16 protein-coding genes are annotated in these 15,418 nt (G+C 66.4%); 8 read left to right on the top strand and 8 right to left on the bottom strand.

Annotated elements, in window-relative coordinates:
- Nucleotides 1–42 precede the first annotated feature (42 nt).
- From WHH00_RS17530 to WHH00_RS17515, 4 genes are all read right to left on the bottom strand, one after another.
- Nucleotides 43–546: a lipopolysaccharide assembly LapA domain-containing protein gene (locus WHH00_RS17530; protein WP_406634786.1), complete on the bottom strand. Its 504-nt coding sequence runs from the start codon at nucleotides 544–546 to the stop codon at nucleotides 43–45.
- A gap of 186 nt (nucleotides 547–732) precedes the next feature.
- Nucleotides 733–933, bottom strand: a complete 201-nt coding sequence (locus WHH00_RS17525; RefSeq protein ID WP_406634784.1) for a hypothetical protein — start codon at nucleotides 931–933, stop codon at nucleotides 733–735.
- A 177-nt stretch (nucleotides 934–1,110) separates the two neighbouring features.
- Nucleotides 1,111–1,338 (bottom strand): hypothetical protein, encoded by a 228-nt coding sequence (locus WHH00_RS17520; protein WP_406634782.1) that lies wholly within the window; start codon nucleotides 1,336–1,338, stop codon nucleotides 1,111–1,113.
- Between the two features lie 137 nt (nucleotides 1,339–1,475).
- The gene (locus WHH00_RS17515) at nucleotides 1,476–2,927 is read right to left on the bottom strand and encodes an amidase (protein WP_406634780.1); all 1,452 of its coding nucleotides are present in this window, start codon (nucleotides 2,925–2,927) and stop codon (nucleotides 1,476–1,478) included.
- 196 nt (nucleotides 2,928–3,123) lie between these two features.
- Between WHH00_RS17515 and WHH00_RS17510 the strand changes: the two genes are divergently transcribed.
- The 3 genes from WHH00_RS17510 (at nucleotide 3,124) to WHH00_RS17500 (ending at nucleotide 4,857) form a co-directional block, all read left to right on the top strand.
- Entirely contained in the window at nucleotides 3,124–3,450 is a 327-nt protein-coding gene (locus tag WHH00_RS17510) for a rhodanese-like domain-containing protein (RefSeq protein WP_406634778.1), read from the top strand.
- Between the two features lie 128 nt (nucleotides 3,451–3,578).
- Entirely contained in the window at nucleotides 3,579–4,559 is a 981-nt protein-coding gene (gene pheA / locus WHH00_RS17505; protein ID WP_406634776.1) for a prephenate dehydratase, read from the top strand.
- Between the two features lie 94 nt (nucleotides 4,560–4,653).
- On the top strand, nucleotides 4,654–4,857 hold the full coding sequence (locus WHH00_RS17500) for a hypothetical protein (RefSeq protein WP_406634774.1): 204 nt from the start codon (nucleotides 4,654–4,656) through the stop codon (nucleotides 4,855–4,857).
- A 3-nt stretch (nucleotides 4,858–4,860) separates the two neighbouring features.
- Here the strand turns inward: WHH00_RS17500 and WHH00_RS17495 are convergent, their stop codons facing one another.
- Nucleotides 4,861–5,916 (bottom strand): diacylglycerol/lipid kinase family protein, encoded by a 1,056-nt coding sequence (locus WHH00_RS17495; RefSeq protein WP_406634772.1) that lies wholly within the window; start codon nucleotides 5,914–5,916, stop codon nucleotides 4,861–4,863.
- A 91-nt stretch (nucleotides 5,917–6,007) separates the two neighbouring features.
- Here WHH00_RS17495 and serS point away from each other — a divergent pair, with 91 nt between their 5' ends.
- The 4 genes from serS (at nucleotide 6,008) to WHH00_RS17475 (ending at nucleotide 10,132) form a co-directional block, all read left to right on the top strand.
- A complete protein-coding gene (serS, locus tag WHH00_RS17490; protein WP_406634770.1) occupies nucleotides 6,008–7,288 on the top strand; it encodes a serine--tRNA ligase in 1,281 nt (426 codons plus the stop codon).
- 189 nt (nucleotides 7,289–7,477) lie between these two features.
- Nucleotides 7,478–8,491: a hypothetical protein gene (locus tag WHH00_RS17485; RefSeq protein WP_406634768.1), complete on the top strand. Its 1,014-nt coding sequence runs from the start codon at nucleotides 7,478–7,480 to the stop codon at nucleotides 8,489–8,491.
- Between the two features lie 170 nt (nucleotides 8,492–8,661).
- Nucleotides 8,662–9,522 (top strand): HAD family hydrolase, encoded by an 861-nt coding sequence (locus WHH00_RS17480; protein WP_406634766.1) that lies wholly within the window; start codon nucleotides 8,662–8,664, stop codon nucleotides 9,520–9,522.
- Between the two features lie 25 nt (nucleotides 9,523–9,547).
- Nucleotides 9,548–10,132 carry a histidine phosphatase family protein gene (locus WHH00_RS17475; RefSeq protein WP_406634764.1) on the top strand — a complete coding sequence of 195 codons (585 nt, stop codon included), beginning with the start codon at nucleotides 9,548–9,550 and terminating at the stop codon, nucleotides 10,130–10,132.
- Nucleotides 10,133–10,144: 12 nt separating this feature from the next.
- Here WHH00_RS17475 and WHH00_RS17470 read toward each other — a convergent pair whose 3' ends face one another.
- Nucleotides 10,145–10,744 (bottom strand): hypothetical protein, encoded by a 600-nt coding sequence (locus WHH00_RS17470; protein ID WP_406634762.1) that lies wholly within the window; start codon nucleotides 10,742–10,744, stop codon nucleotides 10,145–10,147.
- Nucleotides 10,745–10,881: 137 nt separating this feature from the next.
- Here WHH00_RS17470 and WHH00_RS17465 point away from each other — a divergent pair, with 137 nt between their 5' ends.
- Nucleotides 10,882–13,260 carry a phosphoketolase gene (locus tag WHH00_RS17465; RefSeq protein WP_406634760.1) on the top strand — a complete coding sequence of 793 codons (2,379 nt, stop codon included), beginning with the start codon at nucleotides 10,882–10,884 and terminating at the stop codon, nucleotides 13,258–13,260.
- 74 nt (nucleotides 13,261–13,334) lie between these two features.
- Here WHH00_RS17465 and WHH00_RS17460 read toward each other — a convergent pair whose 3' ends face one another.
- Nucleotides 13,335–14,519, bottom strand: a complete 1,185-nt coding sequence (locus WHH00_RS17460) for an IS30 family transposase (protein ID WP_374152828.1) — start codon at nucleotides 14,517–14,519, stop codon at nucleotides 13,335–13,337.
- An 82-nt stretch (nucleotides 14,520–14,601) separates the two neighbouring features.
- Complete coding sequence (locus WHH00_RS17455) at nucleotides 14,602–15,354, bottom strand: DUF429 domain-containing protein (protein ID WP_406634758.1); 753 nt, start codon at nucleotides 15,352–15,354, stop codon at nucleotides 14,602–14,604.
- Nucleotides 15,355–15,418: the final 64 nt, after the last annotated feature.

The following is a 15,418-nucleotide window of genomic DNA, read 5'->3' as shown; positions in this document are numbered from 1 at the left end:
TCCCCGGTTGCTTTGTGCCGGGCTGCTTGCGGCGGGCCGGCGCTACTTCCGCTGGCGCAGCCGTGCGCGGTGGGCGTTCCTGCGGAGCTGGAGGATGCGGGCGCCGCCGGCCACGGCCACCAGGACTCCTCCGGTCACGCTGGCAATAAACAGCGCCATGCCCAGCGGTACAAGGCCTTCAAGGCCGAAGTACCGCACGGCCACCTGGTCCTGGTTCTGCAGGATAAAGATGATCAGCAGGATCAGGAGCACCAGGGCGGCCACCACTGCCGCCCACACCACTCCCGCGCGGGTCACGCCGGGCTGATCCGCAGCCGAAGAAGGTTGTGGCGCGGGCGTGCCCGTGCCTGCCGGCTGGGATGCGTCCGGCCGGGACTGTGCCAGGCCGGCGGAGGTATCTGCGGTGGAATCCGTAGTGGAATCCGCGGCGTAATCCGCAGCGTAATCCGCCGGGAAGGGTGTGCTGGACGGTGCCGAGGGGCCACCGGCATGGTTTCCCGGTCCCTGCTCCGGTTGTCCGGCGGGTGGGTAGTTTCCGGTACTCATGCTGGTTCCCTTCGTGACGCGTCAATGATAAGCATGCTTATGGTTACACCATAGTGGGAGCGTTTACCGGGGCACAATGCGGGGCGCTCCTGCTCCAGCCCATTTCAGGCGCTTTTCCGGTCCCCCGATGCCGAAAACAGCGGAGGGGCCTTCAGTGAAAACCGCTCCGCGGACCGTGACGCGGCCTCAGACCTTCTCTTTGCTCCGTTCAGCTGAAGGGGCGCCGGGCGTCCGGGTCTTGCGCCAGCCAGGGAATGCCCAGAACGTGAAGTCCTGCGCCTTCACCGGCTTCTCCGGGGTTTCCGCCGGAGTTTCGTGCTTTGCCTCGGGTTTGCGTTCGGTGTCTTTCCTGCCCCACCCGAAGTCCTTGCTGGATGAATAGCACATCACAAACCTCCTCACCGTGACTGCCCTTTAATCGTCCTCCTGATCGGCGGCTGAGTCGACACTTTTGCCTATGGCCGTGGCGCAGCTTTCGGAGCTGCTGTACTCCAGCGCGGTCACCCGCCCGGCCGTCACTCTCCGGCGTCCACCCGCCCGGCGGCGGTCACTCTCCAGCGCCGGTCACCTGCCGGCGGCCACGTCGTCGGCTTCCTGCGGCCGGTGGAACTCGCACGGTCCGTGGTGCCGGAGCGGCAGGAGGCAGGTCCGTCCGGTGGGGAGATGGACCAGGGCGCAGCGGCCCTGCCCGGCCAGGTCCTCCCTGATATTGGCGTTGCTGAGGTCCGGCCTGGCTCCGTCCGGTTGGGATCGCGCGTCGCTGGCAGTCGTGACGGGATTTTCAGCTTTCATAAGGCGACTCCTCGTCGAGCAGTGGCCGGCGGAAGGACGCCGCGGCCTGGCACTGCCACAAGTCTGCTCCGCACGGGTTACAGGCGCATTAAGGCGGCGTTAGGAGTAGGTCAACAGTGGCGCCGCAGGCAGCCAGTTCAGAACCCCAGTTGGCGGGCCACCTGCAGCAAGAGGGTTTCTGATCCCATCGACCCCACGAGCTGCACTCCCATCGGCAGTCCCTGCCCCGGCGTCCCGCCGGTCCAATGCACGGGCAGCGTGATGGCCGGCAGGCCGCACACGTTGACCAGGGAAGACCAGGGCGCGAATTCGCACTGTTTGCGGTAGTCGCCGTCGGCATCGCCCGGCCACTGCGCAGCGGGCCAAAGGTCGGTGCCGTGCATGGCGCCGGTGAACCAGCCCACCGGGCGGGGGGTCTGGGCGAGGGACGGCATGAGCACCAGGTCCCATTGCGCGTACTGCGCCATGGTGTCGTGCTGGAACCGCCGCAGGAACGCCACGGACTCCGCGAGTTTGGCCGGGCTCCGCTGCTGGGCGCGGCGCCGGAAGGTGCGGGTCAGGGGCGCCAGCAGCGCTTCGCGGTGGGGGCTGATCCTGGCCGCTCCTACTGCGGCGGTCCACGCGGTAGTGAACGCGTCGGGGTACCGGTTGTCGTACCGGATGGAAGCTTCGCTGAGGGCATGTCCGGCATGCTCCAGCAGGTCCCCGCCCACCCGAAGGGCGTCCAGCGCATCCTGCTCGATCGCAAAAGGAAAGGTGCCCGACCACGGGCTGTCCAGGCTGATGCCGATCCGCAGCCTTGGGGGCTCCTGATTAACCGCTGCAAGGTAGCCGCCGTCCGGCCTGCGCGTTGCGTCAGGGCCCCTAGCAGGTCCCGCGTCGGGTCCAGTCAGGGCGTCCATCATGAGCGCCGCATCAAGGGAATTTCTGGCGATGGGGCCGGCCACCACCAGGCGGGCCGGATCGCCAACGCTCTCTCCGGCAGGGACCACGCCGCGGCCCGGCTTGAGACCTACCAGTCCGCAGGCGGCAGCAGGGATCCGGACGGAGCCGCCGCCGTCGGTGCCCGGTGCGAAAGGGAGCAGTCCCGCGGCCACGGCAGCAGCACTGCCGCCGGAGGACCCGCCTGAGCTCCTGCTCAGGGCATGGGGGTTGCGCGACGGCGGCGCGATGCGGTTTTCGCTGTAGGCCGTCAGCCCGAATTCGGGAACCTGGGTCTTGCCCAGGGCGATTACGCCCGCTTCCTTGAGCAGGGCCACCAAAGGGGCGTCGCTGGGCGCCGGCTTGTGGTCCAAGGCCGCGCTGCCGTGTGTGGTCACCACACCGGCCACGTCGGTGAGGTCCTTGAAAGCCAAGGGAATGCCGTGCAGCAGCGGCAGCTCCCCGGCAGGCACCTGGGCCCGCGCCGAGTCCGCGGCGCGGGCGTCTGCCATCGCCTGTTCCGCCGTCACGGTCACAAAGGCGCCCAGCAGGGGGTTCTGCTGCTCAATCCTGGCGAGGAAATGCGCCGCAGCTTCCGCTGCTGACACATGCCCTTGGCGCAGGAGGTCCCGAAGGGCCACGGCCGACAGTTCGTGAAGTTCAGTCAAGGCCGCACGCATCCACGCCAGGGCGCTGATCGGGCAGGAAGCTTCGGCCTCCTGTAATGGCACGGGCCTGCTGCTCAGGGAACAACGGTTCCTCCTAGGGTCACTCAGAAGCTTAACGCGGGTGGAGCCGGACGCCGGATGGGGCCCAAAGCACTAGGCTTTAAAACGACACCGATCCGCGAAGGCAGGACCCTCCATGAGCGATTTCGATAACGTCCCCGTCGGCGACATCCCCGATGACGCCGTCATTCTTGACGTCCGTGAGGACTATGAATGGGTGGCCGGCCATGCAGATGGCGCCCTCCACATTCCCATGGACCAGCTTCCGGTGCGTCTGGAGGAACTCGATCCGGACGAGGACGTCTACGTCATCTGCCGCACGGGCGGGCGCTCATTCCGCGTTGCCCAGTGGCTCACCGGCCAGGGCTATACCGCAATCAACGTTTCCGGCGGAATGGACATGTGGCTGGAGGCCGGCAAGCCGCTCGTCTCCGACAACGGCCTGAAGCCGATGGTGCTGTAACCGATGGTGCTGTAACGGCCGGGCCTGCCGCCGGGCAGGCCTCCGTTCACGTCCGGACCGAGCTTCCGCTTCCGCCGGCGTCTCCTGCTGCGGCACCTGCCGGCGCTTATACCCAAGAAGGAATGTCTATGTCCGCGTCCTCTTCCGTCTATGCCTTCCTCGGGCCGCAAGGTACCTTCACCGAGGCAGCCCTCCTGCAGGTGCCGGACGCTGCGCAATCCACCCGGGTCCCGGCGTCGAACGTCAACGCTGCACTGGACAAGGTGCGTGACGGCTCAGTCAATGCCGCGATGGTCCCCATCGAAAACTCCGTTGAAGGCGGCGTCACTGCCACCTTGGACGCGATCGCCGGCGGGGGCGAGCTGCGGATTATCCGCGAGGTCCTGGTGCCAATCAGCTTCGTGCTGGTCGCACGGCCCGGAGTCCGCCTGGCCGACGTGCGGCGGGTGTCAACCCACGGCCATGCCTGGGCCCAGTGCCGCCTGTGGATGGATGCGAACATTCCGTCAGCCGAATACGTGCCCGGCTCCTCCACGGCGGCCTCAGCCATGGGGCTCCTGGAGGAAGGCTGCCATTATGACGCCGCCATCTGCGCTCCGCTGATAGCCCGGGACCAGCCCGGACTCTCGGTGCTGGCTGAGGACATCGGCGACAACCCGGAGGCCGTCACCCGCTTTATCCTGGTCAGCCGCCCGGGTGTCCTGCCCGCGCGCACAGGCGCGGACAAGACCACGCTGGTGGTCCCGCTCCCCGAAGACCGGCCCGGTGCCCTGATGGAAATCCTGGACCAGTTTGCCAGCCGCGGGGTGAACCTCAGCCGCATTGAGTCCCGGCCCACCGGACAGTACCTGGGGGACTATTTCTTCAGCATCGACGCCGACGGGCATGTGGGCGACGAGCGGATGGCCGATGCCCTTGCAGGGCTCCACCGCATCAGTCCTGCAACCCGGTTCCTTGGGTCATATCCCCGGGCCGACATGCAGGCGGCGCCGGTGGAACCGCACACTGCTGACCAGGCCTTCCAGGCAGCACGGGCGTGGGTCGCGGGAATTTTCCGGCCCGCGGACGAGTCCGCCGAAAGCGGTTCCCCCGCTTCGCCCAAAGCGTAGGTGAATGCCGTTCCAAGTACTTCCGCGGGTTGTGGACAGTGCGTATGCTTACTTGATCCACACGGGGGATGGCCCCTAACGAAGGGAGCGCGTCATGACTACCAGCGGCACCGAAAACGACGGCCAGGGGATGATCGTCAACCCCCGGCCCACTGCCGACAACCAGGACTGGGACGGGGATGACGCCGACCGTGCCGACCGCCTGCGCTTTGAAGAAGAGCAAGCCATGATCCGTGAGCAATCCGAGGCCCATGCAGCGGCAAAGGCCGCCGAGGAGAAGAAGCGCGGGAGCGAATAGCCGCTAATCCTGGGCCTTCACCCGGATCAACAAGGACCGCGGCTCCACCTGGACGGTGAGCCTGGTAGCTTCCCCGGCCGTGTCGCCGTCCAACTGGATGGCCATGGGTTCCGGGCATTTGATGACCACCCTCCCGGACCGGTAGACGGTCATGACGGGCAGTTTCCCGCTGTGCTTGAACATGATCTTGACGTACATCAGCAGCCAGCCAAGGGCACTGCGCGGGCTCATCACCACCACGTCCAGCATGCCGTCATCAATCATGGCCTGCGGAATGAAGTCGATGCCGCCCGGGATCAGCCCGCAGTTCGCGAACAAAACGCTGCGGATATTCCGGACCTGCTCCGGGCTCCCGTCCAGGGAGATCGAGACCTTCTTCCGGCGTCCGGGCAAATGCCGCATGCCTGCCTCGGTATATGCCAGCCAACCCACCGCTTTTTTCAGGCCGGCGTTGGTGTCGGCGAGGATCTCGGCGTCCATGCCGATGCCGGCTATCACCAGGAACACGTGCTCTGAGGCGCTTCCGGTGCGGGAGTTTTCAATGCCCATCCGGGCTGTGTCGATGTACCGCTGCCGGCCGAACAGTGCGGTGTTGACGTTGGCGTGGAGGTCGTTGAGGTCCAGGTCCACGTTCCGTGCCAGGAGGTTGCCGGTACCCAGCGGTATGAGCCCCATGGCCACGTTGGTGTGCACAAGGGCCTCGGCCACCACCCGCACTGTCCCGTCCCCGCCGCCCACCAGGACGACGTCGGGCTTGTAGGCAAGCGCAGCCGCCACCTGGGAATGGCCGGGGTCCTCCGCCGTCGTTTCGAAAAAGACGGGGTCCTCCCAGCCTGCCGCCAGGCAGCCGCGCTGGATGAGGCGTTTCGCTTCGCCCGACTGTGCCTTGATGGGGTTGAGGATCACCGCGACACGCTGTTCCGTGAGGCCCGGATCCTGGGCATCGCCGCCCACGGTACTGCGGATGTGCAGGGCTTTGAGCCTGCGCACGCCCCACCAGCTGGAGATGGCGAAGGCAAGCGCCACCGCAATCAGCAGATAGAGAATCAGGTCGCTCATGGTGCTTCAACAGTAGCCCGGCGGAAAGGCTCCGGCTCCGGCACGCCCGCTGCCGCCCGCCGTCGTGCGCGGGATTGGATACCCTTGTGTGGTGATCGACGTAAAAGACCTCAGCGAAAACCCTGATAAATACCGTGCCAGCCAGCGTGCCCGCCGCGCGGACGAGTCAGTGGTGGACGCGATCATCTCCGCGGATGCCGCCCGCCGTGCGGCGCTGATCCGCTTCGAGAACCTCCGGGCCGAGCAGAACGCGTTCGGCAAGAACGTGGCCCAGGCGAAGGGCGATGAGAAGAAGGCCCTGCTGGCCGAGGTCAAGGAGCTGGCCAACGCGGTCAAGGCCGCGTCCGCCGAGGCCGACGCCGCGCAGACCAAGCAGGAAGAGCTGCTGCGCACCATCCCCAACGTCATTGAGGACGGCGTTCCGGAGGGCGGCGAGGACGACTACGTGGTGGTCAAGACCGTAGGTACTCCGCGTGAATTCCCCGACTTTGAGCCCCGGGACCACCTGGAAATCGGCGAACTGATCGGCGCCATCGACATGGAGCGCGGCGCCAAGGTTTCCGGTGCCCGCTTCTACTTCCTCCGCGGCGTCGGCGCCCGGCTGGAGATGGCGCTGCTGCAGATGGCCATGGACCAGGCCATCGACAACGGTTTTGTGCCGATGATCACGCCCACGCTGGTGCGCCCGGAAACCATGCAGGGCACGGGCTTCGATGTGCAGCACGACGCCGAGATCTACCGGCTCGCCGAAGACGACCTCTACCTGGTGGGCACCTCGGAAGTAGCCCTGGCCGGATACCACGCAGACGAAATCCTGGACTTTTCCGCCGGCCCCATCCGCTACGCGGGCCAGAGCTCCTGCTACCGCCGCGAAGCCGGCTCGCACGGCAAGGACACCCGCGGCATTATCCGGGTCCACCAGTTCAACAAGGTGGAAATGTTCATCTACACCACAGTCGAGGAAGCCGCCGCCGAGCACCAGCGGCTGCTGGCGTGGGAAGAGGAAATGCTTGCCAAGTGCGAGCTGCCCTACCGCGTGATCGACACCGCTGCGGGCGACCTTGGCACCTCCGCCGCACGGAAATTCGACTGCGAGGCCTGGGTTCCAACCCAGGGCGCGTACCGTGAGCTGACCTCCACCTCGAACTGCACCACCTTCCAGGCCCGCCGCCTGAACATCCGCGAACGCGCGGTCAACCCGGAGGGTGTAGCCAAGGGCACCCGCGCTGTGGCCACCCTGAACGGCACGCTGGCCACCACCCGCTGGATCGTGGCGCTGCTGGAGCACCACCAGAACGCGGACGGCTCGGTCAACGTGCCCAAGGCGCTGCAGAAGTACCTGGGCGGCCTTGAGGTCCTCCCGGTCCTGTAGCTGCCCTTTCCTCCAACCGCTCCTAAGCTTGTTCGCGGATCCGAACCTTCAAGATGAGGTTCTGCGAACAAGCTTCTGACCTGGCGCGTTCGAGAAAGTTCCGGCGCATCAATCAAGCCGTGCCAGGCATTGTCCACATAGCCCGGCCACGCTGCTGACTCCCCGAACTGTTCCGGCCAGCCTTGACCCATGGAGATTTTGCCGGGGCTCATCGATTCCGCTGCCATCCTTCGTGAGCGCGGGACTACGGACGCTATCCACCGCGAGTTCCGGACCGGAAGGCTTGTCCGTATCAGGCGGGGCTTCTACGTGCAGACCGCCGACTGGCTCACGGCCCGGCCGTCGGAGCGCTTCGCCTGGTCGACGGCGGCAATCACCAGATCCGTCAAGGGCGCCGTGCTGTGCGGGGAGACGGCAGCGCTGGCCAGTGGATTGCCCATCCTTCGCACGCCTCCCTGCGTTGAGCTGGCCACCACCCTGCCGGGACGGAGCGGGGTGCGGCGGTCGCCCCTGATGGTCGTGGGGGAGGACAGTGCAGCACAACAGGTGCGGGGAGTGCGCTCGTACCCGCTGCGGTACTGCCTCAAGCCGGATGTGGAACCAGTGGCTTACGGGGAGTACCGCTGCACAAGCCGGATCCGGACAACCGTTGACGTTATGGTCACGGCCAGCTTCCCCGAAGCCCTGGTGGTGGCTGACGGGTTGGCTCGGATACTTAGCCGCGAGGGAAGGCTGCCGTCGGATGCGGGTCTTCTTGCCATCCGGGCAATAGCTGATGGCATAGCGGCCCACCCTCATGCTTCCGCTCGACGCCGGGCGGAAAGGGTGGCGGTTCTGGCCAGCCCCCTGGCAGAGTCCGTTGGTGAGTCCTACAGCCGGGCGGCTTTCGACTTGCTTGGATTCGAACAGCCCGTATTGCAGCACGCCTTTCATGACGGGGAGGGCTTTATCGGCAGGGCAGACTGCTGGTGGCCCAAGCAGCGGGTGGTGGGGGAATTCGACGGAAAGGCCAAGTATGTCGAGGCCGCTGTCCGGGGCAAGGCCTCAGCAGAGGAGGCCGTATACCGGGAAAAGCTCCGCGAGGATCGGATCCGGCGGTTGGGCTTCGGCTTTGTGCGCTGGAGCTGGGCCGACCTGGAAGACCCCGGCCGACTCAAACGTAGGTTGCTCGCAGCCGGGCTGCGCCCTCGGATCAGAAGCTAGTTCGCAGATCGGAACCTTGAAAGCCATGATCTGCCAACAAGCTTGGGAGTGGTCGGCGCTCTCACATTAACACCCGCACCGGGAAACAAACTGCGGATGTTAATGCGGTGTTCAACATATCTGTGGCCTGCGTCCTAGCGCGGCAGGGGGACGTCTGGTTCACTATGTGAATGACCACGCTGACTGAAACCTCAGTCGCCGGCAACGATGACCGGCGAGACAACGAAAACAACAACAACGGGCAGAAGCTGATGGTCGCCCTGGACGTGGACGGCACGCTGGTTGACCACGACGGCCACATGTCCCCAGGCGTCCGCGAATCCGCGCAGGCGGTGGTGGCTGCCGGGCACGAGGTCATGATCGCCACGGGCCGGTCCCTTAACGCCACATTGCCCATCATCGAGAAAATCGGGATCGAGCGCGGCTACGCTGTCTGCTGCAACGGCGGAGTCACCCTGCGGCTCCACCCCGGGCTGGACGGCGGCTACGAGGTCATCCACAAAGCCACCTTCGACCCCGGACCCGCCCTCCGCGCGCTCCGCGAGCGGCTTCCCTCGGCCAAGTACGCGCTGGAGGACGCTGACGGGAACTTCCTGTCCACCGAGCGCTTCCAGGACCCGAGTTTTGGCGTCGAGGCTGTGGGCGTGGATTTCCACACCATGCTTGAAGCCACGGCTGTGCGCGTGGTGGTTTTCAGCACTGAGAACACCCCCGAAGAGTTCAACGAGGCGATTGAGCACGTGGGCCTCGCCGGGGTCACCTACTCGGTGGGCTGGACGGCCTGGCTGGACATCGCCGCGGCCGGAGTGACCAAAGCGAGCGCGCTGGAGAACCTCCGGGGGAGGCTCGGCATCGAACAGCACCGCACGGTGGCCATCGGCGACGGCCGCAACGACATCGAGATGCTCAGCTGGGCCGGACGGGGTGTGGCCATGGGGCAGGCGCCGGAGGAAGTCATCGCCGCTGCGGACGAGGTTACCCACTCCGTGTTCGACGACGGCGCCGCACACGTGCTGCGCAGCCTGCTCTAACGCCGTACAAGGCAGAATGGACAGCATGACCCTCACGACGTTCGCCCTCATCCGCCACGGCCAGACAGACTGGAATGCGCAGCGCCGGCTGCAGGGATCCACTGACATCCCCCTGAACGACGTCGGCCGGGTCCAGGCGCGCGACGCCGTCGCTGTGTTGTCCTCTTACGAATGGGACGCGATCGTGTCCTCGCCGCTGAGCAGGGCCGCCGAAACGGCGGACCTGATCGCAGCTGGCCTGGGCCTCAGCGATGTCCGCCGCGTTCCGGAGCTGGCCGAGCGCAGCTTTGGCCCCGCCGAGGGCATGCAGGCAGGGCCCGAGCTGGAGGCAATGCGCGTCCCCGGTGGTTTCCGCGGCGCCGAAAGCGAAGAGGAGGCAGCGGACCGGGGGCTGGCGGCGCTCGAGGCGCTTGCCGCGGAATTCCGCGGCAGCCGGCTCCTCGTCGTCGCCCACGGAACGCTCCTGAGGGTCACCCTCAGCCGCGCCGTGGGAAGTACCCTGACCAGCATCGACAACGCGGTGCTGAACCTGGCGCACCACCATGCCATTGACGGCTGGCAGCTGGAATACTTCAACGGCGAACCGGTGATGGCCGCGACCCAGCGCTAACGCAGGCAGCTGCTAGCGCACTTCAAGGATCAGGGCCAGCAATCTGGCCGCCGCCGGCCGGGCCGCGTGCTCCTCATTCCACTGGGCCCGCGCCACCGCCTTGCTCACGGCCTGCGTGGTGATTCCCAGTTCCTGGGCCACCGCCTTCTGCTGGCCGCGGACGCCGGGGGTCATCAGGTCAAGCACCCGCCATTCGGCGCCGGACCTGTCCCGCACGATATACCCCAGCAGCCGCAGTACGGCCTCTGCGTCATGGGCGATGTCCGCCAGCGGCCCCTCCACCGCAACGGGAACCCGTTCCTTGCTGTTCCGGAGCCGGTCCACGGCACGCCGCGCGTACACCAGGCCGTGGCCGGACGCGTCCTTGATCTGGTTTGGCAGCGGCTCGTTGACAGGCCCGACGCCGATCCCCACGTACCAGGAACCGCAGCGGAGCGCGATCATTGCGGCCTCCACCGCCTGGTGCGGACAGTCCACGATGCCCTGGACCTCGTCTTCCACCGACCGGTCGAAGTCGAGGCGCGCAGGAATATGCCGCAGGTCCTTGAGGAGCTGCGGCACCCGGTCGCCATCGCGCCGGCTATCCGTCTGGTTGATTGTCAGCGTGAACATCTGAATCCAAAGACTACCGGTTGGTAGCAGCCCCAGGGCAAGCGGGGTTGCCTCGCGCTGGCCCATCTGGTGCGATGGGGGAACGGCCGGCCCCGGCGGCGACCAACAAGGGGGCCATACGCGACGTGAGGACGGTTATGACCAGCAGCATTGGGCCCGACGAACTTGAACTTGTGGACCGCTGGTGGCGCGCCGCCAATTATCTTTCCGTCGGACAGATCTACCTCCGTTCCAACCCGCTGCTGCGTGAACCGCTGAAGGCCGAGCACACCAAATCCCGGCTCCTGGGCCATTGGGGCACCACTCCCGGCCTGAACTTCGTCTACGCCCACCTTAACCGCGTGATCCGCCGCGACTCCGCCGAGATGCTCTTCGTGGCAGGTCCCGGCCATGGCGGGCCCGCCGTCGTCGCCAACGCCTGGCTGGAAGGCACCTACTCCGAGATCTATGGCCATGTGGGCAATGACGCCGACGGCATGGCCGAGCTTTTCCGACAGTTTTCCTACCCGGGCGGCATCCCCAGCCATGCCGCTCCCGAAACCCCCGGCTCCATCAGTGAGGGCGGGGAACTCGGGTACTCCCTGGCCCACGCCTACGGCTCGGTGCTGGACAATCCCCAGCTGGTCACCGCCGTCGTCATTGGCGACGGCGAGGCGGAAACCGGGCCGCTCGCCGCCAGCTGGCACTCCCACAACTTCCTGGACCCGGCCGCGGACGGTGCCGTGCTGCCCATCCTGCACCTGAACGGCTACAAGATCGCCAACCCCACCATCCTGGCCCGGATGCCCGAAGAGCAGCTGGAACAGCTCTTGCGCGGCTACGGCCATGAGCCGTATTTCGTCACGGTCAAGGACCCGGAGAACACCGAACAGGCGCACCGGGATTTTGCCGAGGTACTGGACCGGTGCCTGGCGGATATCCGCACCATCCAGGATTCCCGGCGGACGCCGCAGCCCGGTACGGAAGATCTTGATGGTGCCCCGCGCTGGCCCATGATCGTCCTGCGCTCGCCCAAAGGCTGGACGGGGCCGCGCGTGGTGGACGGGCTGCAGGTTGAAGGGACGTGGCGGAGCCACCAGGTGCCGCTCGCGGAGGTCCGGACCGACGCCGGGCACCTGAAGCAGCTGGAAGAGTGGCTCCAGTCCTACCGGCCGGAGGAATTGTTCGACGGCGACGGGCGGCTGCGGCCCGACGTCGCCGGGGCAGCACCCGCCGGACCACTCAGGATGAGCGCCACGCCTCACGCCAACGGCGGGCTGCTCCGCAAGGCCCTGAAGCTGCCCGCCTACCGGGACCACGCCGTCGAAGTCCCGGAGCCCGGGACGGACCGCGTCAGCCCGATGATCACGCTCGGCTCGTGGATGCGGGACGTCATCTCGCTGAACATGGAAACCTTCCGGCTTTTCGGCCCGGACGAGACTGCGTCCAACCGCCTGCAAGACGTCTACGAGGTCACCGACAAGGTGTGGCAGTACCGGATTGACGACGGCGACGAGCACCTAGCGCGGTCCGGCAGGGTGATGGAGGTGCTCAGCGAACACCTGTGCCAGGGCTGGCTGGAAGGCTACCTCCTGACCGGCCGGCACGGCGTCTTCAGCTGCTACGAGGCCTTCATCCACATTGTCGACTCCATGTTCAACCAGCACGCCAAGTGGCTTAAGGTGCACCGGCAGCTGTCCTGGCGCCAGCCGGTGCCCTCGCTGAACTACCTGCTGTCCTCCCACGTCTGGCAGCAGGACCATAACGGGTTCTCGCACCAGGACCCCGGGTTCATTGACCACGCCGTGAACAAGAAGGCCGAGGTCATCCGGGTGTACCTGCCGGCCGACGCCAACACCCTGCTCTGCGTCATGGCCCACTGCCTGGCATCCACGGATTATGTGAACATCGTGGTCAGCGGCAAGCAGCCCTCACCCACGTGGCTGGGCCCGGCCGACGCCGCCAACCACTGCCGCCGGGGGCTGGGGATCTGGGACTTCGCCGGGTCGGAGGTCCCCGGCGAGGAGCCCGACGTCGTGATGGCCTGCGCGGGCGACGTGCCCACGGTGGAGACGGTGGCAGCGGCGGAACTGCTGCGGGAGGGTGCGCCCGGGCTGAAAGTCCGGGTGGTGAACGTGGTGGATCTGATGCGGCTGCAGGACGTGAGCGAGCACCCGCACGGGCTCCCGGCGCGGGACTTCGACGGGATCTTCACGGCGGACAAGCCCATCATCTTCGCCTACCACGGCTATCCCGCGCTGATCCACCGGCTTGCCTACCGCCGCAGCAACCAGGACGGGCTGCACGTGCGGGGCTACAAGGAAGAGGGGACCACCACCACGCCGTTCGACATGGCCATGCTGAACGGCATTGACCGGTTCCAGCTGGCCATTGACGCCATCGACCGGGTGCCCGGGCTGGCCGAGCGGCATTCGTCCCTCCGCCAGAGCCTCCAGGACCGGCGGATGCGGGCCCGGGAACACACCCGCACGCACGGTGAGGACCCGGAGGAGATCCGGAACTGGCAGCTCGGCTGACTCACAGGAGTTTTTGTCCAGATATGCGGACTTCCGACGGGGCAATGTCAAGTGGTGGGAGCAACGCGGGGTGGTTAGGCCGCTTGCAGCAGCTGGTTTAGCCGGTTGGCTGGGGTGTCGAGGTTGAGGGTCGGTCGGGGGCGGCGGTTGAGCTTTGCCGCGATGCGGTTGAGGTCCTCAGGGGTATGGGCCGAGAGGTCGGAGCCTTTTTCGAACCAGAACCGCAGGAGCCGGTTGGTGTTTTCATTGGTGCCGCGCTGCCAGGGCGAGTGCGGGTCGCAGAAATAGAGCGTGGTTTCCAGCGCGGTCTGGATCTTCGCGTAGCCGGCGAGTTCTGTGCCGCGGTCCCAGGTGATCGAGCGGCGCAGGTGCTCCGGGAGGTTCGCCATTTCCCGGATCATCGCGGCGGCGACGGTTTCGGCGGTGTGGTCCCCGGGCAGGTGCAGCAGGATCGTGAACCGGGTTGAGCGCTCCACGAGAGTGCCGATCGCGGTCCCGTCAGAACCGATGATCAAGTCACCTTCCCAGTGCCCGGGGACTGCCCGGTCCTGGACCTCGGCGGGGCGTTCGCTGATCTTGAACGCCTCCTTGTAGGGGCTGCTCTTGAGCCGGTCGGCGGTGTGGGGGATGCGTTGTTTACGTTTCAGGCTGAGGTTTTCGGCCAGGTCTTTCCGCAGGCTTCCGCGGGTTTGGACGTATAGGGCCTGGTAGATCGTCTCGTGGCTCACCTGCATAGTCTGGTCACCGGCAAAGTAAAACGCCAGCATCGACGAGATCAGCTTAGGGCTCCACCCATCGTCCATCCACACCGCGATCAGCCGGCACAAATCCTCGTCCTCGATGAGCTTGAAGGGCTTGGGCCGGCGGCGTGCCTGATGGGCTCTGGTGTGCGCGACTTTAGCGTTGTACCTGCCCTCGGCGTCACAGTTGCGGTTGACCTCCCGCCAGATGACGGACTTGTCCCGTCCGATGGCCGCACCGATCTTCGCGTAGCTCATCCCGGCTTGCCGGCCCATCTGAATCATCCCCCTCTCGGCTTCGCTTAGTGCCCGCCCGCAGGAGACCTCCACGGACGGGGCAGGATCTGCCAGGCCGCCATGGGCCGAGATGCTCAGCGTCATCTGACCAGACTCGGCCCACCACTTCTTCCCGGTCCCGCGCGAGGCTCCGACACGCCGTGCAGCCTCACTGACGGACGCGCCGGAGCACACCAAATCAAGAAAATCATCACGAACATGGACAGGAAACAACTTCGGCATCAAACGCTCCATCAATCAGAGCGTTGCAACCACCATATGAATCTGCCCGGGGCAAAGTCGTCTTATTTGGACAAAAAGTCTTTTAGGTGACCAGTCCGTCGAGGCCGCACGAGGGCAGGTGGATCCAGCCCTCGGTGCGGGCGGCCTCCACATGGGCTTCGCCAGGACGCTCCGTCAGCCCGAGGGCCACGGCGCGGGCCGTGAGCGAGGCGATGACGGCGTCGAACATGTCGTCCGAGCCAGCCAGCTGATCCCCGTAGCCCTGCAGGTCCAGCCAGGGAGCCTGCTCACTCAGGGTGTCAAGGAGCGCGGCAAGCCGTTCCGCCTCGGAACCGCCCCGTCCCTTGTAGCCCCGGGCGTTCAAGCCCCAGACCTTGAGCGAAGCGGCCGGGTAGACCTCCGCAAGGCGTCCGGAACCGTCCCGGAGCTGCGGTTCGTGGAGCGCGGCGATTTTTGCCTGGATCACGGCGCACCGCATGGCGGGATGCGCCAGCCTGTCGGCCGAAACACTCAGCGGTATCAGGCCTGTCCGGCCCGTGACATACCGGTCCGTGTCCCGGTAGGCCAGCAGCCGCCGTCCTTCTATGCCGTCGTACTCCAGGACGGGCCCGGCGTCGAAGGCCAGGTGGCCGGCAAGAAACGGAATCAGCGCGTCCGGCCAGCCGACAGGGCAGTCCACACCGGTCATGTCGCTGGTGCCGAAGAGCGAGACGATTTCCTGGTCCTGGACGTCCAGCCCGAGGTGCACCAGCCGGGCTGATCCGCGGCTCCACTCGATGACTGCCACGGCCGTCTTTTTGGCAGCCGCGGCCAGGTCCACTCCGAGCGTCTTCACGTGACCAGACTCTACCGCCGCCGCCTGGCGCCGGCCGACGCCGTCCGCGGTGGACATTGGATGA

Origin of the sequence: Pseudarthrobacter quantipunctorum, from assembly GCF_045291495.1 — a bacterium.
In the GTDB taxonomy this organism is placed as follows: domain Bacteria; phylum Actinomycetota; class Actinomycetes; order Actinomycetales; family Micrococcaceae; genus Arthrobacter; species Arthrobacter quantipunctorum.
The sequence above is the reverse complement of the archived record's forward strand: the minus strand, read 5'-3'. Positions and strand labels throughout refer to the sequence as shown.